Genomic DNA, 22,676 nt, shown 5'->3' with positions numbered 1-22,676 from the left:
TTGTTAATTATCAATATGTTATGGTTTTTTGCGAAAATGCCCGGATTTTAAATATTCCGTTACTGATTGCGAAAAATAAATTCAAGATTTGTTCTGGGTGGTAATATTATGCATCTTCTTAACTTCACCGAGAATTGCTGACTTCAGCTCAGGTTTAACCCGGAAAGCCATTTATGTGCAATCCTGATTTCAGCGCCATTTGGAAATGTTTTTTCCCTTTTCAGTTCCTTTGTCACCTGTATCATTTTTATCCGCGGAAAATATTTTTTAAAAATCTCAAAATTTGAACTCAGATTTTCATCATTCCATTTTACTTCTATCATTAATGAAGGAGTATTATCAGTTGTGACACAAAAATCAATCTCTTTGCCATCTTTATTCCTTAAATAGTCATAAAAACATGACAAAACCTATATTTTAGGTTATAATGCTTAATCGTTAAAACCTTAATTTACAAACAAAACTTCGCTAACCGCGAGGTTTGAGAGTTCGGAGCACATCGGTCATGGAGAGGCAATGACAGAAATATTGAGTGAGTTTCAGGCAGCTTTATTGTCGATAGATGTTATTAAGGCCAGACGGCTACTGGCTGAAGCAACGACCAATACGACTGCAGAGCAGCTTGTCGAAACGGTAATTGTAAGCGCGCTTGAAAATATTGGAAAGGGCTGGGAAGCAGGGCATTATGCTCTCGCACAGGTTTATATGAGCGGAAGGATTTGTGAAGAACTGGTTGATACTCTGCTGCCAAAAGAAGACAGGAAGAAAAATATTGCGACCAAAATGGCAATAACCACGCTCAACGACTATCATGCCCTCGGCAAGCGTATTGTGTATTCAGCGCTTCGTGCCTGCGGGTTTGATCTGCTGGACTATGGAAGGCTCGGCGTTGAAGGTCTTGTTAAAAAGATAATGGATGACGGCCTTGATGTTATCCTTATTTCCGTATTAATGTTTCCTTCGGCGCTGCATGTAAAGGATATCAGAGAACAGCTCGATAAAAATGGATACACGGTGAAGATAGTGGTCGGCGGCGCTCCGTTCAGGCTTGACCCTCACCTTTGGCGCCAGGTTGGGGCCGACGCTGTCGGATATACGGCATCTGACGCAATCAAGATCGTTCAATCTATATATGGAGAAATCGCATGATGGCTGCCCCCTCGATGACCTCATTGCAGCGGGTTCTTACCACTTTGGGACACAAGGAACCTGATCGTGTCCCTTTTTTCCTCCTGTTGACCATGCACGGGGCAATGGAACTTGGCGTGTCGATTCAAGAGTATTTCTCAAAAGCCGAATCTGTTGCCTTAGGACAGCTTCTGATGAGGAAGAAATACCGGCATGATTGTCTCTACAGCTTTTTTTATGCCGCAGTGGAATTCGAGGCCTGGGGTGGAAATGTTATTTATGTAGATGATGGCCCTCCGAATGCAGGCGCACCTTTTATAAGGAAACCCGATGACATTACACGATTGACACTGCCTCGCGTTAAAGACATCCCCTGTCTGATAAAGGTGCTCAAGGCCACCCAAATGATAAAAGAAGATATCGGTGAGGAGGCCCCGATCATCGGGGTTGTAATGTCTCCTTTTTCCCTGCCTGTGATGCAAATGGGGTTTTTCTCCTATATCGATCTGATCTATGAACAACCCCGACTGTTCGAGCAGCTAATGAAATTAAACCAGGAATTCTGCGTCGAATGGGCAAATGCACAACTTGGGGCAGGTGCGACGGCCATTTGTTATTTCGATCCGTTGTCCTCCCCGACCAATGTACCCCGGGAGCTTTACCTTAAAACCGGATTTGCCATCGCAAAGAGCACAATCTCCCGCATCAAAGGACCAACAGCCACCCATATGGCTTCAGGGCGATGCCTGCCTATTGCCGAAGACCTTGCCCTCACCGGGACGACTGCCATAGGAGTCAGCGAACTGGAGGACCTGGAGGACATCAAAAACAAATGCAGGGGAAGGCTGGCCGTTATTGGAAATCTAAATGGCATAGAAATGGCGCGCTGGGATACAGCACAGACGGAGTCAGCTGTAAAAAAGGCCATTACAAAGGCAGGCCCAGGAGGGGGGTTTATCCTGTCGGACAATCATGGCGAGATACCTTGGCAAGTACATGAAGATGTGCTGATGGCCCTGTCAGAGGCTGTTGAAACCTATGGCCGCTATCCGATTGTCCCAGGAGAAACGGTATGAGCGGCAAGCATGCTATTCTGTGTTGCAGCATTTTTCGACAGGAGATCGAAAAACTTAAGGTGTCCGAGAAATACCCTCATGTTCAAATTGTATTTTTTCCCGGAACATGCGGAAGACCGCCGGTAGAACTGGACAAGATGAAAAACATTCTGTTGGGGCCGATGGACTATGCTGCGGTAGATGTTCTTGGAAGCCTCTGCGTCACCGAACCTGAACTTCCGGACTATAAACCATTTCACATCCATGGCATGCGCAATTGTTTTCACATGATTGCCAATCCGGACCTGGTGGATAAGTATGTCAGCGAAGGACGGCACCTGGTAACTCCGGGGTGGTTGTCATCATGGAGGCAGTTTGTCAATGCATGGGGATTTGACCGGCCTACGGCTCAAAGCTACTTTGCCGAGTCAGCCAAGGAAATCCTGATGCTCGATACGGGGGTGGATGATGCGGCATACCGCAACCTTCAGGAATTTTCGGATTTTGTTGATAGACCGTATGAAGCCCTAACGGTAGGACTTGGCTTTATTGACCTTTTTGTTGCCAATGTCGTCATTCAAAGACAGGTTAAACTATTCAGTAACGAACATCTGAGCCTGCTTGATGAGAAACAGAAAGAGCTGTCTTATTATGCCATGGCCTTTGACCTTTTAAGGACAATCACCAAAGTCAAAAATGAAGATGAGGTGGTCAGTCAGATTACCGATATGTTCAATATGCTTTTTGCACCCCGTACCATTACATATAAAAAAGAGGAGCCAGATATTTCTCCTGCCACAGATGCGGTCATCCGCCGCGAAAAGGGCTTTGTTTTGCCGATTTCTGCAAACGGAAGATTGATGGGCAGGTTTGAACTGGATGGCCTGCAATTTCCGGAATACATAGACAGATACCTGATCCTATCTTCAGGCTTGATGGATGTCTGTGGGATGGCCTTAGAGAACGCCAGATACTACCAGGAGATCAAAGACCTTTCTGAAATAGACGGACTAACCGGCATAGCAAACCGCCGCAGGTTCGATCAGTGTATTGAGCAGGAATGGAAGCGCATGGCGCGGGAACGGCAACCTCTGTCAGTTATTATGTGTGATGTGGATTATTTTAAGCTGTATAACGACACTTACGGCCATCAAGCGGGTGATGATTGTTTGCGTAAGGTAGCTACAGAGCTTTCCTCCAATTGCAAGCGGCCCGGTGATTTGGTTGCGCGCTACGGAGGTGAAGAGTTCGTGCTTGTGCTGCCGGATACGCCGGAAGAGGGGGCTTTCCAACTGGCAGAAAACATTCGGCACTCGATCGAAAAGCAGGGCATCCCCCATGCCAATTCGCAGATCAGTCCATGGATTACGTTAAGCCTGGGTGTGGCCTGCTGTGTGCATACTTCCCATTTATCTGCGCAATCACTGCTTATGTCAGCGGACCAGGCGCTTTATGCGGCCAAGTCAACCGGGAGAAACCGCACTGCGGTGAAACAACTTAAAAATGATTTAGCAGAAAGGTTTTAATGTCGAATCAAAATAATTCTCGAAATCAAGCCCAAATTGTCTATTTCTCCCACGGAGGCGGACCCTTGCCAATTCTCGGAGATGCCGGCCACAAAGCGATGATAAGTTTTATGCTCCAGCTTCCTTCGAAGCTTAAGAAACCGGATGCTATCCTCGTCATCAGTGCCCATTGGGAAGAAAGCATAGCAACATTGTTAGGCGCACATACTCCTCCCATGTTTTACGATTATTATGGTTTTCCTGATGAAGCTTATGAAATCAATTATCCAGCCCCTGGAAGTCCCGATCTTGCGAATAGGATAGCCAGCCTGCTGATCAAAAACAATATACCGGCTAGTATAGATCCTCAGCGGGGATTTGACCACGGCTTATTCATACCACTGAAACTGATGTATCCTCAAGCTGATATTACTTCGCTGCAACTTTCGCTATTGAGCGGTCTTAATCCGACGGCACATATAGCTCTCGGCAAAGCGTTGCGGGAATTGATGTATGAGAATATCCTTGTGATTGGATCCGGGTTTTCATTCCACAACATGAAAGCCTTTTCTTTGCAAGGAATTAATACGCCAGATCCTGCCAATGAAGCCTTCCAAAATTGGCTGATTGAGGTATGTGCCGGCCCGATATCCCAGTCTGAGCGTGAACAATTTCTGATTGAGTGGCAGAAAGCCCCTTCGGCGCGATACTGTCACCCCCGAGAAGAACATTTATTGCCACTCCATGTGTGTCTTGGTATGGCGAACAAACCGGCTTCAACAATATTTGATGACTACATCCTGGGCAAGCGTGGAGTTGCGTTTTTATGGTGAGAAAAAAGAGCCAGTTTCAAAACGCCCCATTTTTGCCGATCTTAAGCGTTGGGCTCAAATTTCAATCCTCTAAATACTCAATGTATTCATGTGGTTGAAATTCTCTCCCGCCTTGAGCTTGACCAAACTGAAACGTTCTGAAAGTGGCTCTAAAGCATACAAACAAGGCAATCTTTGCCCAAGATAAACTTATTGATGTTTTTAAGAGGAATATATGAAACGGATTGTTGGGTTAATTCTTGTCTTTGCAGTGCTTATCTTCACTAACACAGAGTTTCGCGCTGATGCCTCTGCTGATGAAAATTTTCAGAAGCGCATCTTAGCTTCCAGCCATGCTTTTATGATCGCCCGTGCCGGTCTTCAAAGGGCTGCTGATTTTACCCGCTCCCGGCCTGACCTATTCAACCAAAATAATATTAAAAAGAGCTATCTTTTAACACGGCAGGATAAGCTGGCTATCTGGAACACCTGGAGTTCCGTGCTGGACAGTCTGGCTGCTTTGGATACGATCCGAAGTAAGTGGAAAGAATTTAATTTGTTCCCGGATAAATATCGGCGTAATACCTCTTTTACTCTGAACCACGCCACCTTCCTGGCCGGCTACAGATATGCTTTGGAATTTATTGAGTTGTCAGACAAGAACTCCAGCTTAAATACAATACTTGATGAGGCTGTCCCTGAGCTTGGCATCGAAGCCGGTAGTTTTGGCTGCTTCAAACTTCGCTTCCTTAATGCTGCTATTGCAACGGAATTTTCTGCACTCCAGATCATCGGCAAAAAGTATGCAGCAGATAGTGCATCACCGGAACTTCGCACTATTATTGAAGAAGACAGCAACTACATCTGGAAGATGGGTAAAGGAACCGGCTATATCCTAACCATAAAGAATGCCGTGGCAATAGTGCAGAAGGCCACATTTGTGGCCTGGTTACCTGTTCAAAAGAACGTCTCAGAATGGATGGGGGATACTAAAGTGCTTCGCAAAGGGATACACCTTATATCCGGCGAGCAAATAGAATCAATGAGAAAGCGGCTCCTTCCCGGAGATATCATTTTTGAACGGCACGAATGGTATCTGTCCAACATGGGGCTTCCTGGTTTTTGGACCCACGCAGCCCTATACGTGGGCACGCCGGAGGAGCGACGTTCTTTTTTATCCGACCCGGAAACGATAGCATGGGTAAAAAGTGAGGGGGTCACCAACGGCGATCTGGAAATACTTCTAAGCCAACGCTATCCCAATGCCTATAAAATCAGTACGACCCCGCAGGAGAGCGGGCACGCACCCTGCGTTCTGGAGGCAATATCTGAGGGAGTATCATTTACTTCACTTGAGTATTCAGGAGCTGCCGATTCCATAGTTGTGCTCAGGCCTATACTTATGAAACCCGAAAAAGCCGCGGCTATACTGCGTGCGTTTCACTATAGCGGACGGCCTTATGACTTTAACTTTGACTTCGAAACCGATGCTTCTCTGGTCTGTTCGGAATTGGTGTACAAGGCCTACGAGCCTGGGCTCGGGATAAAAGGAATCAGATTTCCCATATCCGAGATAATGGGGAGAAAGGTGAGCACACCAAACGAAATGGTGCGCCAATTCGACGAGCAATATGGAACCAAAGACGCCCAGACTGACTTTGTGCTCTTTCTTGACGGCATTGAGAAGGAACAACGTGCCGTAGAATCCACACTTGAACATTTTCGGATAAGCTGGCACCGCCCTAACTGGCATATTCTCATACAAAAGATGCCGGAGAAAACCGAATGATATAAATTGGAGATATTTATGAGCTATAAACTTCTATTCACAAGCTATTGGCGAACAACGGTTGGCCTTGATAGCAAGGGCATTTGTCAAACAACCACAGTTATTGATCCTGGATGAACCATGTCAGGGCCTGGATGTATCACATTGGACACGGGTTATTAAATTATTGGATTCTTTATGCCGGCAGACACCGGTTAGTCTTCTGTATGTAACTCATCATACAGAAGAATTGCCAAATGCCATCACACATGTACTGGAACTGGATCGAGGCAAAATAGTGCAGTAAAATCAAATTGGGAAAATAAAGGAGGGAATCATGTCTGAATTGTTTTCGCAGAAAATGATAGGGAAGCTTAAACTTAATAACAGGATAATTCGCACGGCTTCCCATGAGGGTCTGGCTGACAGGCGCGGGGCACCTACTGAAGAACAATTTAATTTTTATCGCGCCTTTGTGGAGGGCGGGATCGGCATGATAATTACGGGCTATGCCGGAATCATGCAAAATGGCAAAAGCTCACTTTATCATATGACCATGATTGATGATGATGAACTCATCCCCGCACATCAAAAAATGGTTGAAAAACTTCATAATTTGGGCGGAAAAATCGTCTGCCAGATCGCTCATTGCGGAAGGCAAACTCTCTCGGAAGCAACAGGGGAATGTGCGTTGCTTGCTCCTTCTTCAATTCCGAATACTTTTTTCAAAGAGGTCCCCAGAGAACTCTCGCAAAAAGAAATAATAGAAATCATCAGTCGATTTGCATCAGCTGCCAAACGCGTTCAAAAAGCGGGATACGATGGCGTGCAAATCCATGGCGCACACGGCTACCTGCTTTCCACTTTTCTTACCCGGCGTTCTAATAAAAGAAAAGATAAGTGGGGCGGAAGTAAAGAAAACCGATTCAGAATTGTGGCGAAAACACTTAAGGCCGTGCGCGAAGAGGTTGGTAAGGACTATCCGGTTTTAATAAAACTCAACAGTTTTGAGCGGTGGCATGACGGTATCAAACCGGCTGAATGTGTTGAATATGCCAGGATGGTTGAAAAAACCGGCTGTTGCGATGCTATTGAAATCAGCGCAGGCAGTGATGAAGACAGTTTTTATATGGCAAGGGGATACTTTCCCACAGAAGGAATTTTAAAGTACTTGCGGCCATATTGTAAGTTGGGAAAAATCGCGAAAGGTTTCATTCGTTATGTGATAGCACCGTTTAATAAACTTATTCAACCCCCATTTAAGGAAGGATACAATCTGGAAACGGCAGCCAGGGTTAAACAGGCCGTATCTTTGCCGGTAATTACAGTAGGCGGTATGCGAAGCAAGGCATTCATGGAATCCGCCATTCGTGAAGGTAAAACCGATTTTGTATCCCTTGCAAGGCCGTTACTCTTAGAACCCGATCTTGCAAACAAGTTTATGAAAAATGAAAGCGAATCTGCAAAATGTGATAATTGCAATATCTGTTTTGTTGCTACAGACACGGCTCCTATTCAATGTCATAAGGATGAGTTTGTTTGTTAAAATTTTACTTCCCGTTATCTATAAATATCAAGAGGCTTTAGCCATCTTGAATCTTTTCGGCCTTCTCCAGTAAATATATTCCAAAGCTTCTTTGATGGCTATGTTAATTGGGAGTCTCTTAAAACCAATCCCAGGGTTTAATGCAGCTATTCGCATAAAGCTTTCCTGGTATACCGGAATATTCATTCCTGCTGAAATGCCTATACCGACTCTGCGAACGTTCTCAGGATAACTTTCTTTGATATGCCTGCAAGTACAAAACTCCAGATCGCCATAACGGTTTTTGCGTGCTGCAAATCCGAAAAGCCTGCATAAGAGTGGTCTGAAGTAATAGTAAGTACAGTGTCCATTTACCGGAATGTTGGCATCCTGTGAAAATAATGCACAGGAAAAATCGTTTTCTTCAATAAGATTTTCTGATCTAAGCAAAATTGTTTCTTCTTCTTTATTTTCAAAAATAGCTTCTGCAAGCGGAAGCATTTCGAGAATAGTTGCTTCGATCTTTTGGGTTTTGCAACAAAGCCCGCATCCTTTGGGGCAAGACAGAGAAGTTGCACGCTGGATGCGTTTAATGTTTCGATCTATGCTACGATATGTCCTTAGGATTTCAGAATTAAGATTAAAGGTTTCGTTTCCGCCCAAATCAATTTCCTTTACACTGATTTATATTATTATATGTATCACACTGATATCGGAGGCGGGATAATACCTGTATTTAAAAAGAAATCAATAAATATTTTATAAACTAACAAAGAACGAATAGAAAATGACAAAGCATATTAAATTACCGATAAGTTATATTTATTCTGCAATTTGCTTATGGCAGGAATCTGAAAATTTCTTGACAAGAATAACCACAAAGAGTAGGCAAACTCTATATTAATGCGAATTTTAAATATCGATTACCATTATTCTATAATCGGGGGTTATTTAGTAACTATCTGTTTTTAATATTTATTCTTGCACAATAAACATTAGCATGCCGAAACAATAATGAGTGAATCGTTTGAGAAAACTAAAGAGGTTTATACTAATGCTGACAACGGAGAGGTATAAAAGTGGGTAAAAAGGGCCAAAGAAAATTTTCACAAGGGTCTATAATGCTTTTTTCCATAATCGGTCTTGTTGCAGGTCTTTTAATAGGATGGGTGGTTTTCCCAAAACTTCTTTATTCAAAGAAAACGCAACCAGTGGATTTTAATCATGCTATTCATAACGAACAGGTTGATAACGGTTGTGAAAGTTGCCATATCTTTAGGGAAGACGGAAGTTTTGCAGGAGTTCCAAAACTTGCGCAGTGCGCTGATTGCCATCAGGAAGTACAGGGTGACAGTCCTGATGAGAAAATATTTGTTGAAGAATATGTTTTAGAGGAAAAAGAAGTTCCGTGGCTGATTTATTCAAAACAGCCCGACTGTGTTTTCTTCTCCCATGCAGCCCATGTTAAAAAGGCAAAAATGGAGTGCGCCATCTGCCACGGGGGCATTGGAGGATCAACCAGTTTAAAACCATATGAACAAAACAGAATAACCGGCTACAGCCGTGATATCTGGGGAAAGAACATTGCCGGAACCAAGGAAAATTCGTGGGATAGAATGAAGATGGATGATTGCGCAAAATGCCATGAAAAAGAAACCGGCAGAAGATCAAGCATTCAGACAGATAAGGAGGCGTGCTTTGTGTGCCATAAGTGACGGTTTCATAAGAGCTCCCTCTGCTGCGTTTCGTTTCATCTTTCGTCATTGCAGCGTACGAATAAGTACTCTTCATTCCTCAAGATTCACGAGCCTTGCATATGAAGCTCTTATGAAACCGTCCTGCTTAAGGAAAAACTTATGAAAATAGACAGAAGATCTTTCTTGTCGCTTGGAATAGGCGGTGCGGCAGGTATTGCGCTTTCACCATTGCCATTAAAGCTTATGGATGACAGTGCAATATGGACGCAGACATGGCCCTGGACTCCTGTGCCACCTGATGGTGAAGCAACTTATGTTAATTCTGCATGCACTCTTTGCACTGGCGGATGTGGAATTTCCGTCAGAAAGATTAATGGCAGAGCTGTTAAAATAGAAGGAATAGAAGGGCATCCCGTTAATGACGGGGGAATTTGTCTTTTAGGACTTTCGGGATTGCAACTTCTCTATGGTCCCACACGTATAGAGTCTCCACTTAAAAGAGACGGTGAAAGAGGATCAGGAAAATGGATCGCAATATCCTGGGAAGAAGCTATTTCAGAAGTTTCTCAAAAACTTAAGGCATTAAGAAACAACAAGGAATCGAACTCTGTTGCCTGTATTTCCGGTACTGATAAGGGTACAGTGCCAGCGCTTTTTAAAAAATTTCTTTCGGTATACGGGTCTTCCAATTTCATGCGGATGCCATCTGTTTCCGATGCTTATGAACTTGCAGCTTTTCGTTCTTCAGGACAAAAAGCACAGCTTGCCTTTGATATTGAAAATTCCGATTTTATCTTAAGTTTCGGAAGCGGTCTTATTGAAGGCTGGGGATCGCCTGTTCGCATGATGCGGGCAAACAGCATTTTACGTGAAGCCGGTGGAAAGATTATACAAATTGAACCGCGTCTTTCAAATACTGCTGCAAAATCAAATAAGTGGATTCCGATTAATCCGGGAACCGAATACGCTTTGGCCCTGGGGCTTGCAAATGTAATTATCTCAAAAACACTTTTTAATGTTAATTTTGTAAAAAGCAATGCTTCAGGATTTGCAAAGTTTGCCGCATTTGTTCAGGCTTTTTATTCACCTGACAAGGTGGAAAAGATAACAGGCATTAAAAAAGAAACAATTGAAACTCTTGCCAATGATTTTGCCGGTGCTGCAAAACCTTTAGCAGTCTGTGGAAAAGGACAGGGTAAAGAACAGGGATTTTTAGGTGAAGTTATGGCGGTGCAGGCATTAAATGCGCTTGTTGGAAACATAAACAAAAAAGGGGGCGTTTTTACTGTTTCCGGTCGCAGATATTTTTCACTGCCGGGTATGGCCGATTACGAAACAAACTTTGCCAACCGTTTTACTGATGACGTTAACTCAGGAAAATATAGCGCTGAAGCGCTTTTTGTTTATGAATCAAACCCGCTTTACTCACTGCCTGATACCAATTCTGTAAAGAAAGCTTTTGCCAAAATTCCTTATATTGTTAGTTTTTCATCATTTATGGATGAAACGGCAATGAATTCGGATTTAATTTTACCTAACCATATCTACCTTGAGCGCTATGAAGATGTTCATGCAGCATTGCTTCCAAAACCAGTTGTCAGCCTTTGCGTACCTGTTGTAGATCCTTCGTTTAATACAAAACATACTGGCGATGTTATAATTCAGATAGCAAAGAAAATAGGGTCGCCTGTTGCAGATTCTTTTAAGTGGAAAAATTATGATTCATTTATAGAAGAAGCACTTGGCGATAAATGGGAAGTACTTTCTGAACAAGGATTCTGGGAAGACAGAATAGCTGAACTTTTGACCTTAAAAACAGCTTCAAAAAAATTTGATTTTACAGCAGGATTTTCAGATATTAACAGTTTATTTACTTATCCTGATGCCGGGGCCGATCCGGATAAATACCCGTTTATTCTTATACCCTATGATTCTATCAGAATTGCAAACGGCTATATAGGTGATCCGCCTTTTACCGTAAAAACAGTGGAAGATACAGTTCTTCTTGGAAATGATGTACTTGTGGAAGTAAATCCTCTAACTGCGAAAGCTTTGGGACTTACAGAAGGAAGCTATGCAATAATCGAAACTTCCAAAGCAAAGGCAAGAGTAAAAATTCATCTGTTTGAAGGAATAATGCCCGGTCTTATAGCTATGCCGAGAGGACTTGGCCATAGTGCATATGACAATTATCTTGCCGGCAAGGGAATTAATGTTAATGAACTGATCGGGACACAAAAAGATCCGGCTTCCGGCCTTGATGCAGCCTGGGGTATAAGGGCTGCTCTGAGCAAAGCTGTTTGAGAATGAGGTTTGGATGAAAGAAGATAAAAGCAGTAAAGACGCTAAAAAATATGGGATGGCAATTGATCTGGATAAATGTACCGGTTGCGGGTCATGCATGGTTGCCTGTATGGCTGAAAATAATGTGTCATTCAAGAAAGATGAATCCAAGAAGCTTGACAGCATTACCTGGATGAGAGTTTACAGGCTCACAAACGGCAAATCATTTCCTGATACCCAGATCTGTTATCTTCCAAGACCCTGCCAGCATTGCGGAGGAAAAGGAGACCACGGCCATTCGCCCTGTGTTTCCGTTTGTCCTGCAACAGCAACCGATTACAACATGGAAACCGGAATTGTAAGCCAGATTTATACAAGATGTTTCGGATGCCGATACTGCATGGCTGCATGTCCTTATCACGCAAGATATTTTAACTGGTGGGACCCGATCTGGCCTAAAGGCATGGAAAAATACTTAAGCCCTAATGTTTCGGTGCGCATGAGAGGTGTTGTCGAAAAATGCAGCTTTTGTTTCCACAGGTATCAGCTTGCAAAAGACAAAGCATATTATGAAGGCCGCAATGAAGTAGCAGAAAGCGAATACCAGACGGCTTGTACGCAGGCATGCCCTGCCGGTGCCATTACATTTGGGGATCTTAATAATACCGGTCATGCAGTTTATAAACTTAAGAAAAATAAAAACGCTTTCAGGCTCCTTGAAAGACTTCAGACAAATCCTAAAATATATTATCTTTCAAGCAAAAAATGGGTTAGAGATGCAGGCGATAATTATCTTAATAATGAAAAGAATTAATTGAGGATAGGTAGTCAATGGATTCAAATATTATATCCGGGGAACTAAAGCGCTGTCCTAAATGGCAGTTTGCTTTGTGGATAGGGGCAGCAAGTGCTGTGCTGTTATGGGGTGTTTATGCCATGCTGCTTTGCTGGATTAAAGGTCTTAACCAGACCAATATGAATGATGCATATGGTTTTGCGTTATGGATCTGGGCCGATCTTGCTATCATAGCGCTTGGCGGCGGGGCATTTTTTACCGGTTTTTTAAGATATATAATCGGCAAAGATGAACTTAAAAATATTGTAAACTATGCAGTTATTATCGGTTTTATCTGCTACAGTTCAGCACTTATTATATTAGGTATTGATGTCGGGCAGCCAATAAGAGGCTGGTTTATTTTCTGGCACGCCAATGTGCATTCAATGCTTACCGAAGTGGCATTTTGTCTTACATGCTATCTTTTTGTTTTAATTATAGAATATATCCCCATCATACTTGAAAACCGACGTATAGATAAAATCCCCTTTTTCCATCACCTTGGCCATAACATGCATTCAATAATGGCCGTATTTGCTGCAACAGGAGTTTTTCTGTCATTTTTTCATCAGGGATCTTTGGGTGGTGTATCCGGTGTTTTGTTCGGCCGCCCGTTTGGTTACAGAGAAGGAGTATTTATCTGGCCCTGGACATTTTTCCTCTTCACATGGTCGGCTGCCGCCTGCGGGCCCTGTTTTACAATTCTTATTACAAAAATCACTGAAGCAGTTACAGGCAAAAGACTTGTAAAGGACAATGTAATAGAACTTCTTGCAAAGATTTCCGGCTGGATGTTAGGAACTTATATAATTGCGAAAATAATAGATACTCTGTATTGGGCAATGGTTACGCTTCCTGAAAAAGGCTTTAGTCTTATGGATTTTTATTCAAATAATCCTTTTTATGGCATATGGATACTTGTTCTTGAAATAGCAGTTTGCGGAATTCTTCCTGCGCTGATACTGATATCTCAAAAAGGGCGAAAAAACAAATCTGCACTTATAATCGCTGCAATTCTTGCGGTGTTAGGGGTTTGTATAAACCGCTGGGTACTTGTTCTTCAGGTAATGGCCGCTCCGGTGTTAACATTTGAAACATGGCAAATGTATATTCCAAGCTGGCAGGAGGTTGCAACTACAATTCTGCCGCTTGCTTACGGTGTGCTTATAGTATCTTTTTCATACCGTTATTTGCCGGTCTTTCCGCAGGAAAAGGAGCTTAATCCTTAACTCTTTGGGTTCAGAGTTCCATGGTTCACAGTTCAAGGTTAAAGTTCGATAAAACCAAACGTTTAGTGGCTCTATCGTATAAATAATAAGCCGGGATTTGCGTATGAAGGGCTCAAGGAGACCAACTGTGAACTGTGAACCAAACAACCAGCACAGTTACCTTAACACTTGGGCGCTACATGGAGGTAAATAATGTTTTCTTTCTGTTTTGAATGGATGTGGGATATGTCTCATATGGTCTTTATGGGCGGCTTATGGTTTGCTCTTATAATTATTGTCATCGGAATAACTTATTGTATTGGCAAAGCTTTTTTTGATACACACATAAAAGGTAATAATGGATAAAATAATAGTTGAAGGCGGGTATCCTTTAAGCGGTGAGGTTAAAATAAGCGGTGCAAAAAATGCAGCACTTCCGATTTTAATATCTTCATTGCTTGTTGACGGTTCTTGCACATATTCAAATGTTCCAGATTTAATGGATATAAAAAGCACAAAAGATCTTCTCATAAATCTTGGCGTAAATATTGAAACTGAAGGGAATACATTAAAAATGGATGCCGGAGGCCTTCATAATTATGAGGCTCCGTATGAACTTGTAAGAAAAATGAGAGCATCCATACTGGTTCTTGGCCCTCTTGTAGCAAGGCTTAAAAAAGCAAGGGTTTCTCTTCCGGGCGGATGCTCTATAGGAGCGCGTCCTATAAATCTGCATCTGAAGGGTCTTGCCGCTCTTGGAGCAAAGGTTGATCTTGTTCATGGATATGTTGAAGCAAGTGCAGATGTATTAAGGGGAGCGGAATTTTATTTTGACACAGTTTCTGTAACCGGCACTGAAAATCTCATGATGGCGGCCGTTCTTGCGGATGGGATTACTACTCTTCGTAATGTGGCCAGAGAACCTGAAGTTGTTGCCCTTGCTGATGTACTAAATAAAATGGGAGCAAAGATTGAAGGCATAGGAACATCGGTATTAACAATAACTGGAGTGCCTTCTTTAAAACCTGTTTCAACGCCGATTATACCCGATAGAATAGAGGCCGGAACTTTTATGGTTGCTGCGGCACTTACCGGTGGTGATATAGAAATTGTTGATTGCGAACCTACACATCTGGAATCAGTAATTCACAAACTTAGATTGATCGGTTCGGATATCAGTATAGAGGGCAATTCCATGAGAGTAAAAGGAGGGGCGAAAATCTCAAGCATTGATATAAAAACCATGCCCTATCCCGGGTTTCCCACCGATATGCAGGCGCAGTTTATGGTTTTGATGTCGGTCGCAAAAGGTTTTTCCGTAATCACGGAAACAATCTTTGAAAACAGATTTATCCATGTAAGCGAATTAAAAAGAATGGGTGCCAATATCAAGATTTCCGGCAATACCGCAATGATCACCGGAGTACCAAAACTTATGGGTGCTCCTGTTATGGCTACGGATTTAAGAGCAAGCGCATCTCTTATACTGGCCGGACTTGTAGCATCTGGCACAACGGAAGTAAACCGCGTATATCATCTTGACCGCGGATACGAAGCTATAGAAAAGAAGTTTGCAGCTCTTGGAGCAAAGATAAAAAGAGTTAAAGCCTGATATAGTCTATAAGTTCATAAATTGGTTTGCGTATTGTCATTTCGATCAAGATACTGTACCGCAAACCATTTTTGTGTTATTTCGAAGTGAAGATAGAAATCATCGATTTGTTTCAGCTTTATTCATGGTACACTCCTTTATAAATTGTGCCCGAAATTGGACAGATAAGGGAGTATACACTAATTTTAATTTTTCCCTGCCGCCTCAGCGGCTTCGTTCAACAACATAAACAAGCAGAATAATATAGAGTACGGTAAGGAACTGTAAATGGCATAACTTTTTTAATTGTTGAGCTTTTAAATCGTAATCATCAGCATCCACTTGCCCTGCCCCAAATCAAATAAGCCGTTAAGCATAATTCTTTGTAAGTGAGACTTTGCTATTAGGCATTCTTAAATCTTCCGTCATCTTCCACTATCCCCTATAACATAAACTCTACCACCCTTCCTTAAAGCCCCGATGAAAATTATGATTGACATAGACTTAAGAAGTGAGAAAATGAATTTTAGTGATAATATTGATGCAATAGAAAGGCTTAATATTATATCAAAATCGTCCATAGCTAAATCAATATAGCTATGAGTTATACTGACCCGTTTATTACAAAAGATAAGATATTCTTGACCTAAGTCAAAGACTTTTTCCTCTCTGGATGTTTAAGTATAAATCAACGAGAAACTCCGAAAACAACTGCTTTAAAGTAAAGAATGGGGTAAAAACATGGAAAGGACTCCAAAATGAAATCAAAAATTAATGAAATGATAGATTATCAGGCAAATGCTGTAGTAAGCAAAACAATAATAGATAAAAAAGCCGGGACCGTTACGATTTTCGCCTTTGACGAAGATCAGGGCTTAAGTGAGCACAGCGCTCCCTTTGATGCCATGGTTCAGATAGTTGAGGGAGAAGTCGAAATTAAGATTTCAGGAGAACCGCATCGATTATCAGAAGGTGAAATGATTATTATGCCTGCAAACAAACCCCATGCACTAAAGGCCATCAGCAAATTTAAAATGATTTTGACAATGATTAAATCACAATAATTTCGATTCAGATAAATAAAATTGGACCGGCGTTTATGTAATTTAAAAGTGGCTCGTAAGAAATGAAATATTTCATAACATTATAAGGAGATATATCCATGCACAAAAGAAAGATAAAAGAAAATATTTACTGGCTGGGCGCTGTTGATTGGGACAGGCGCCTTTTTGATTCTCTCATTCCATTACCGGACGGCACTACGTATAATTCTTACCTTGTTGAAGGCAGTGAGAAAACCGTTTTGTTTGACACTGCCGATCCGGCCATGGCCGATCAGTTGATGGCACAACTGGACGATGTTGCCAGAATTGACTTTATCGTCTCTCACCATGCCGAGCAGGACCATTCCGGGAGCATCCCGCTGGTTCTTGAAAGATTTCCGGAAGCGAAAGTTATTACCACCCCCAAAGCTAAACAGATGCTTATTGATTTACTAAAAGTCCCTGAGAACGCTTTTATTACTGTGACAGATGGCGAATCTTTATCCCTCGGAAACAAAACGCTTAAGTTCATTCATACGCCCTGGGTTCACTGGCCGGAAACAATGGTGACTTACCTTAAAGAAGATCAAATTCTTTTCAGTTGTGATTTCTTTGGCTCCCATATAGCGACCACAGATCTTTTTGTGACCGACCAAGGGCGTGTGTATGAAGCAGCTAAACGATATTTTGCCGAAATTATGATGCCGTTTCGGAATATAATCAAAAACAATATCGAAAAGCTCAAAGGGTATAATATTCAAATGATCGCCCCAAGTCACGGGCAGATCTATGACCATCCGGCCTGGATAATTGATGCTTACCGGGAATGGATTCTTGGAACACCTAAAAACACAGTTGTGCTGCCTTATGTGTCCATGCATGCCAGTACAAAAATAATGGTGGATCATCTTCTGTCATCTTTGGTGAGTAAAGGAGTTCGTGTTGAGCTTTTTAATCTGACTGTAACAGATATCGGCAAGCTTGCTATGGCATTGGTAGATGCGGGAACTATTGTCGTTGGTACTCCCACGGTCCTGGCTGGTCCGCATCCTTTAGCCGCATACTGCGCTTTTCTGGCTAATGCCTTACGGCCCAAGGCTCAATTTCTTTCGATTATCGGCTCATACGGATGGGGTGGCAAAACCGTGGAAACACTTGCCGGAATGATACCCAATCTGAAAGTTGAGGTGTTAGACCCTGTATTATGTAAAGGGGCTCCTTCGGAAAATGATTTCAAAGCGCTGGATAAATTGGCTGACACTATTTCCAAAAAACATGCGGAGAATGGATTCAAATAATATAAAGATAATACATTATGATAAGCACCAATATGATTCTTTATTGTAAAGAATGGGGAAAAACAGTTTGCTTCTATAAAGACCGGTTGCACTTACCAATCAATTTTTCTACAGACTGGTTTGTGGAATTCAGCTTAACCGCAAGTTCAAGACTTAGCATTGCCGATGAAAAACGATCTTCCATAAAGAGCTGCGCGGTTAAAGGTATTACTTTAGCGCTGGAAGTTGAAGATATTGAAGCCGTGCGGGAAGATATGGTAAAAAACGGATTGGAGCCAACGGCAATCAGTAAGCATGCATGGAATGCCAGGGTGTTTTATCTTTTTGATCCTGAAGGACACCGCATAGAAATATGGCAAAAGACCACAGACGAAACAAAAGATAATTTTGTTTGTTGAACTCAGTGGCCCATGCAACGCATTTTTTAAAAGGAACAGTGTTCTGAAATGAAAAAACCCATCAAACGCATAATTTGGATTTTAATCGGAATTGCTTTAATTCTTGCAGCAGTTATTCTGGTCCGCCACCGAAAGTCGGAACTGGCAAACTTGGCACAGCCAACGATTCGTCCGATTCCCGTTCACATCAAAACGGCAAACAGTGGAAAGCTCCCGATAATAGAACACTATCTGGGAACTATTGAACCAGTAGTAGAGGCAGTATTGTCCGCCCAGGCAACCGGGTATCTCACATCAATTTATAAGGACACCGGAGACCGGGTTGCGGCTGGAGAGACTGTTGCCAAAATTGACGATCGATTGCTTGTCAGTCAAAAAAGCGCTATAGCGGCAGAGCTGGCAGGGGCCCGGGAAGATTTGGAAGTTAAAAAAACAATGCTGGATCGGCGTAAAGAATTAATTAAAACAAAAGCTGTTTCCATAGAATCTTTAAATGAAGCATATCTTGCTTATGAATTGGCATACTCACGACTGCAACGATTGAAACAGGAAATTGAGGCTTCGAATGTTTCCCTGTCATTTACCGGCATCAGGTCTCTTTTTAACGGAGTCATTACAAAGCGTTTGAAAAATCACGGCGATATGGTCACAACCGGAACCCCCGTATTTATGATTGAAGACACCAAACGGGGATATAAAGTTATTGTTCACGTGTCCCAGGAAACAGTCACACGATTATCCAAAAACATGCCGTTTCATTTGAGTCATGGCAACGCTTTTCTTGATGCTACCGAATATCGTATTCATCCGGCCATTAACACCGGGAATCTGGCGACTGTTGAAATTCGCATACCGGATCGGCCGTTCGGACTGCCGAGTTACGGCACCGTTGGGGTGGATATGATCGTCGGGATGCCGGAAGGCCTTATTGTTTCCTCAGACTGCATTCTTGAACAGGAAACAGGCGCTTTGGTCTTTGTGGTTCAAGACAATGAAAGTGTCCATCCGGTTCCTGTAAATATACTCGGACACAACGGGGAACAGGCTGTTGTTGAAGGATCATTGGCAGCCGGTACACCTCTGGCAGCCGGTGCTGAATCCATGCTTATGCAGTTAAGCCGGCATGGGCGCATCATGATAATTTCCGAAGGGGAAAAATGAACTGGATATCCGCCTATCTCAAGCGACCACATGCGGTAACTGCTTTAATACTGTTAGGAGTAGCATTCGGCTTTATCGGTTTCAAAACCCTGCCCTTGAATCTATTCCCGGACTCCAATTATCCCAAGATATCAATTTTGTTGATCTGGCCCGGGGCGTCCGCTGAAGATATGGCGGATAAAATTTCCCGGCAGGTGGAAAAAGAAATGGCCTCTTTGGACAAATCCCGGTCCATCAAATCCACCGTGCGTGACGAAACCGCTGCCGTAAAGGTAGAATTTGAATATGACAAAAGTCTTGACGCTGCAGTCACAGATGTAAATGCCGCCTTAAACCGCATCATGCCGATGCTTCCCGCGGAAATGCTGCCACCAAGAATTTTCAGGATTAGCGACGCCACTGCGCCGGTGCAGACCCTGGCTGTTTACCCAAAGCCTAAATCATCTCTTACTCTGTCAAAGATTCGTCAATTATGCGACAATGAAATCCAGGAGATGTTTCTTCGGGTCCAGGGCATTGCTGATGTAGAGATTTTCGGTGGGTACGTTCCCGAAATCAATTTGACTGTTGACCGGGACCGGCTTGCCCGATTCGGGTTATCGATTGATAATATCATCGCCGCTATATACTCTCAAAATAGGAACATTCCCAGCGGCCTGCTGATCCGGAAAAATGATGAATTAATGATCAAAATTCAGGGGGAACACACCAGGCGGCATGAACTGGCTGATATCGTTATTGGAAAAAATGCGGGCGGCGGGGCTGTTTATTTACGCGATATTTCAGACATCGAAACATCCCATCAGCAGCGACGTTCATTTTTTCATGGAAACGGCAAACCGGCCATCGGTATTAATATTCTTCGAACGGAAGGCGGTAATGTTACAACAACGCTCAATGCATTAAACAAAGTACTGCCTGACGTACGTGCTGCCTTCCCGGAGCTGGTATTTGAAGTCGCCGATACCCAGGGCGAACTGATCAACACATCGGTATCCAATCTGCTTACCTCCCTTCGCGATTCCATCATTTTAACCGTTGCCGTTATTTTCCTGCTTATTGCACGCATGCGTACAACGCTTTTAGCCGCCATCTCCATTCCGTTTACATTTCTGCTGACCTTTGCCGGTATGAAGCTCATCCATTATGAACTCAATATCGTTACTATGACAGCTATTATCCTTGCGGTAGGCCTGCTGGTGGATGATGCTATTGTCGTGATTGAAAATATTGACCGGCACGTCACCTCCGGAGCTAAATCCCTTTTTCAGGCCTCTGTTGACGGCACAAAAGAAATCATTCTTGCTGATTTTGCCGGCACCGCAACCACACTGACCGTTTTGCTGCCGATTATGTTTGTGGGCGGATATTCCCAGAAAATCCTTCGGCCACTTTCGGTAGTACTATCTTTGGCCCTTTTGTCTTCATTTGTGATATCTGTTACGGTTATTCCATTGCTGGCACCGATTCTTATGAAACCAGGCCAACAGGCAAACCGTATCGAAACAGCGCTTCAGCGTTTTTGTGAATTCTGGATCACACCGCTTCAGAATTTTTTTATACAAAGTTTTCGGATGGCAACCTCGAAATGGGGTATGCTGATTTTACCGATTCTGATCGGCCTGCTGCTGATCAGTATGCGACAGATGCCGCTGGTTGGAAGAGATCTGATGCCGTCAATGGATACAGGTATTGTTAAGATCGAATTTGAAGTCTGGCCTAACAGCACCATTGAACAAACCGAAATGGTGGTGAAAAATATGGAGCGTTTAATTAAAAATGTTCCGAGTTTTGTCCGTATGTCTACGATTGTAGGAGCCGAACCCAATGTCATTAGTTTTGGTGCGGATCGCACCTCTCAGGAAGGACTGATTACTGTCCATTTTCAAAACCGGTTTGCGCGTACCAAATCCATCTGGGAAATAGAAGCAGGTCTTCGCGAGACATTCCGTGAACTGCCCGGCCTGAAGCGTTTTAATGTTTATGATTACGGCGCAACTCCCCTGTCCTCCATTGCAGCACCGATTGATGTCATGATTTCCGGGCCTGATCCGCGAATTCTGGACCAGCTTGCCGATGATGTCGCTGCCAGACTTCATAAAATCAGGGGACTGACATCCATATCCCGTTCATGGGACTGGTCCAAACAGGAAATTGCCATCGATCTTGATGAAACGAAACTCGCCCGTTACGGTATTTCTCCCAAAGATGTTTCAGAAACGCTTATGACGGCAACAACAGGTAAAATAGCTTCACAATTCAGTATTGCCGGAGAAGACGGTTACGGCATTCGACTGCGCTTTGATCAGAATACAATAAATACCGTCAACGACCTGGCTGTGTTGCAGATTCCGGGACCGTCAGGCACCGTACCGCTAAAAGAAATTGCCGATTTCCGCACCGTCTGGCGCCAGTCAAAGATCACCCGACAAAACCTTTTGCCGGTTGTCAACCTGCTGGGTTATCGTTCCAGAACCGCCATCACCCATCTTCAGGATCAGGTCACTGCCGTACTGTCGGACATTAAACTTCCCGGCGGATATACGCTAAGCCAGGAAGGAGAAATCCGGCAAATGACTGAAAGCTTCGGCAATCTTGGCGGAGCAATGGCGCTGGCGATTATTTTTCTGTATTTTTCACTGGTGATTACTTTTAAGTCATACCTGCACCCCATAATTATTATGAGCGCCATTCCTCTGGCTTTTATCGGGGTGCCCTGGGGCATGCTGCTCCTGGAACGGCATTTATGCATGCCTGCGGCCATGGGCATGATCCTGCTGGCCGGCATCGTGGTAAACAATTCAATACTGCTTGTCGAGTTTATTGAAACCGCGCGCTCAAACGGGGCGGACATTCATTCAGCCATTGAAGAAGCGATCCGCCGCCGGACACGACCGATTTTAATGACGGCCCTGAGTACCATAGCCGGAATGCTTCCGATTGCCGCTGAAATGGCTGTCGGACTGGAAAGGTTATCACCTTTAGCGGTTGTGGCCATTGCAGGATTGCTGGTCTCAACCTTCCTGACCTTGGCATACGTACCGGCGCTTTATCTGGTAACCGATCGAATCAAAAGAAAAGTAAAAATTACAGCCTAAAAAGAGAATGCATTCATTGGGAATAGTGATATGAACCACACCAACTCGTAAAGGTCTTTGCGCCGATTTTCAAGATTTTGCACACTTCCCTGCTGACATAATTCTTTCAGTAGCTCAAGGTAGTGACATGTTTTATACTGTTAACTGTAATCAATAAATCGAACATTATCAGAATAGTTGTAGATTCCTATTGCAAATCATGAAAATAAATTATCGTACTCATCATTTGTAGTATCATTAATGAAAAAATTTTCTAATTTTTCAATTTTTT

At 43.2% G+C, this 22,676-nt stretch carries 19 protein-coding genes; 18 read left to right on the top strand and 1 reads right to left on the bottom strand.

The window, feature by feature from the left end; all coding sequences use genetic code 11:
• Positions 1 to 516 precede the first annotated feature (516 nt).
• The 7 genes from KKC46_14850 (at position 517) to KKC46_14820 (ending at position 7,814) form a co-directional block, all read left to right on the top strand.
• Complete coding sequence (locus tag KKC46_14850) at positions 517 to 1,149, top strand: cobalamin-dependent protein (protein ID MBU1055086.1); 633 nt, start codon at positions 517 to 519, stop codon at positions 1,147 to 1,149.
• Positions 1,149 to 2,204, top strand: a complete 1,056-nt coding sequence (locus tag KKC46_14845) for a uroporphyrinogen decarboxylase family protein (GenBank protein ID MBU1055085.1) — start codon at positions 1,149 to 1,151, stop codon at positions 2,202 to 2,204. Before KKC46_14850 ends, KKC46_14845 begins: the two co-directional genes overlap by 1 nt.
• A complete protein-coding gene (locus KKC46_14840; protein MBU1055084.1) occupies positions 2,201 to 3,709 on the top strand; it encodes a diguanylate cyclase in 1,509 nt (502 codons plus the stop codon). The genes KKC46_14845 and KKC46_14840 overlap by 4 nt, the downstream gene beginning before the upstream one ends.
• A complete protein-coding gene (locus KKC46_14835; GenBank protein MBU1055083.1) occupies positions 3,709 to 4,521 on the top strand; it encodes a dioxygenase in 813 nt (270 codons plus the stop codon). The genes KKC46_14840 and KKC46_14835 overlap by 1 nt, the downstream gene beginning before the upstream one ends.
• A 214-nt stretch (positions 4,522 to 4,735) precedes the next feature.
• Positions 4,736 to 6,289, top strand: coding sequence for a hypothetical protein (locus KKC46_14830; GenBank protein MBU1055082.1), 1,554 nt, complete (start codon positions 4,736 to 4,738; stop codon positions 6,287 to 6,289).
• Between the two features lie 61 nt (positions 6,290 to 6,350).
• Complete coding sequence (locus tag KKC46_14825) at positions 6,351 to 6,575, top strand: hypothetical protein (GenBank protein MBU1055081.1); 225 nt, start codon at positions 6,351 to 6,353, stop codon at positions 6,573 to 6,575.
• Between the two features lie 30 nt (positions 6,576 to 6,605).
• Entirely contained in the window at positions 6,606 to 7,814 is a 1,209-nt protein-coding gene (locus KKC46_14820) for an NADH:flavin oxidoreductase (protein ID MBU1055080.1), read from the top strand.
• A 27-nt stretch (positions 7,815 to 7,841) separates the two neighbouring features.
• On the opposite strand, the gene KKC46_14815 is transcribed toward KKC46_14820, so the two are convergent.
• Positions 7,842 to 8,456, bottom strand: coding sequence for a YkgJ family cysteine cluster protein (locus tag KKC46_14815; protein ID MBU1055079.1), 615 nt, complete (start codon positions 8,454 to 8,456; stop codon positions 7,842 to 7,844).
• A gap of 458 nt (positions 8,457 to 8,914) precedes the next feature.
• On the opposite strand from KKC46_14815, the gene KKC46_14810 reads away from it, so the two are divergent.
• The 11 genes from KKC46_14810 (at position 8,915) to KKC46_14760 (ending at position 22,405) form a co-directional block, all read left to right on the top strand.
• Positions 8,915 to 9,508 carry a cytochrome c family protein gene (locus tag KKC46_14810; protein ID MBU1055078.1) on the top strand — a complete coding sequence of 198 codons (594 nt, stop codon included), beginning with the start codon at positions 8,915 to 8,917 and terminating at the stop codon, positions 9,506 to 9,508.
• A 141-nt stretch (positions 9,509 to 9,649) separates the two neighbouring features.
• A complete protein-coding gene (locus tag KKC46_14805) occupies positions 9,650 to 11,794 on the top strand; it encodes a molybdopterin-dependent oxidoreductase (GenBank protein MBU1055077.1) in 2,145 nt (714 codons plus the stop codon).
• Between the two features lie 13 nt (positions 11,795 to 11,807).
• Positions 11,808 to 12,587 carry a 4Fe-4S dicluster domain-containing protein gene (locus KKC46_14800; protein MBU1055076.1) on the top strand — a complete coding sequence of 260 codons (780 nt, stop codon included), beginning with the start codon at positions 11,808 to 11,810 and terminating at the stop codon, positions 12,585 to 12,587.
• A 17-nt stretch (positions 12,588 to 12,604) separates the two neighbouring features.
• Positions 12,605 to 13,837 carry a polysulfide reductase NrfD gene (nrfD, locus tag KKC46_14795; protein ID MBU1055075.1) on the top strand — a complete coding sequence of 411 codons (1,233 nt, stop codon included), beginning with the start codon at positions 12,605 to 12,607 and terminating at the stop codon, positions 13,835 to 13,837.
• A gap of 192 nt (positions 13,838 to 14,029) precedes the next feature.
• Complete coding sequence (locus tag KKC46_14790; protein ID MBU1055074.1) at positions 14,030 to 14,182, top strand: hypothetical protein; 153 nt, start codon at positions 14,030 to 14,032, stop codon at positions 14,180 to 14,182.
• Complete coding sequence (gene murA / locus KKC46_14785; protein ID MBU1055073.1) at positions 14,175 to 15,428, top strand: UDP-N-acetylglucosamine 1-carboxyvinyltransferase; 1,254 nt, start codon at positions 14,175 to 14,177, stop codon at positions 15,426 to 15,428. The genes KKC46_14790 and murA overlap by 8 nt, the downstream gene beginning before the upstream one ends.
• A gap of 737 nt (positions 15,429 to 16,165) precedes the next feature.
• Positions 16,166 to 16,471: a cupin domain-containing protein gene (locus tag KKC46_14780; protein MBU1055072.1), complete on the top strand. Its 306-nt coding sequence runs from the start codon at positions 16,166 to 16,168 to the stop codon at positions 16,469 to 16,471.
• A 98-nt stretch (positions 16,472 to 16,569) separates the two neighbouring features.
• Positions 16,570 to 17,748, top strand: a complete 1,179-nt coding sequence (locus KKC46_14775; protein ID MBU1055071.1) for an FprA family A-type flavoprotein — start codon at positions 16,570 to 16,572, stop codon at positions 17,746 to 17,748.
• A gap of 17 nt (positions 17,749 to 17,765) precedes the next feature.
• Positions 17,766 to 18,146, top strand: coding sequence for a VOC family protein (locus KKC46_14770; protein ID MBU1055070.1), 381 nt, complete (start codon positions 17,766 to 17,768; stop codon positions 18,144 to 18,146).
• Between the two features lie 48 nt (positions 18,147 to 18,194).
• Positions 18,195 to 19,307 carry an efflux RND transporter periplasmic adaptor subunit gene (locus KKC46_14765; protein ID MBU1055069.1) on the top strand — a complete coding sequence of 371 codons (1,113 nt, stop codon included), beginning with the start codon at positions 18,195 to 18,197 and terminating at the stop codon, positions 19,305 to 19,307.
• Positions 19,304 to 22,405: an efflux RND transporter permease subunit gene (locus KKC46_14760; GenBank protein MBU1055068.1), complete on the top strand. Its 3,102-nt coding sequence runs from the start codon at positions 19,304 to 19,306 to the stop codon at positions 22,403 to 22,405. The genes KKC46_14765 and KKC46_14760 overlap by 4 nt, the downstream gene beginning before the upstream one ends.
• The last annotated feature ends 271 nt before the right edge of the window (positions 22,406 to 22,676 follow it).

This window comes from Pseudomonadota bacterium, assembly GCA_018817425.1.
In the GTDB taxonomy this organism is placed as follows: Bacteria; Desulfobacterota; Desulfobacteria; order Desulfobacterales; family RPRI01; genus RPRI01.
The sequence above is the reverse complement of the archived record's forward strand: the minus strand, read 5'-3'. Positions and strand labels throughout refer to the sequence as shown.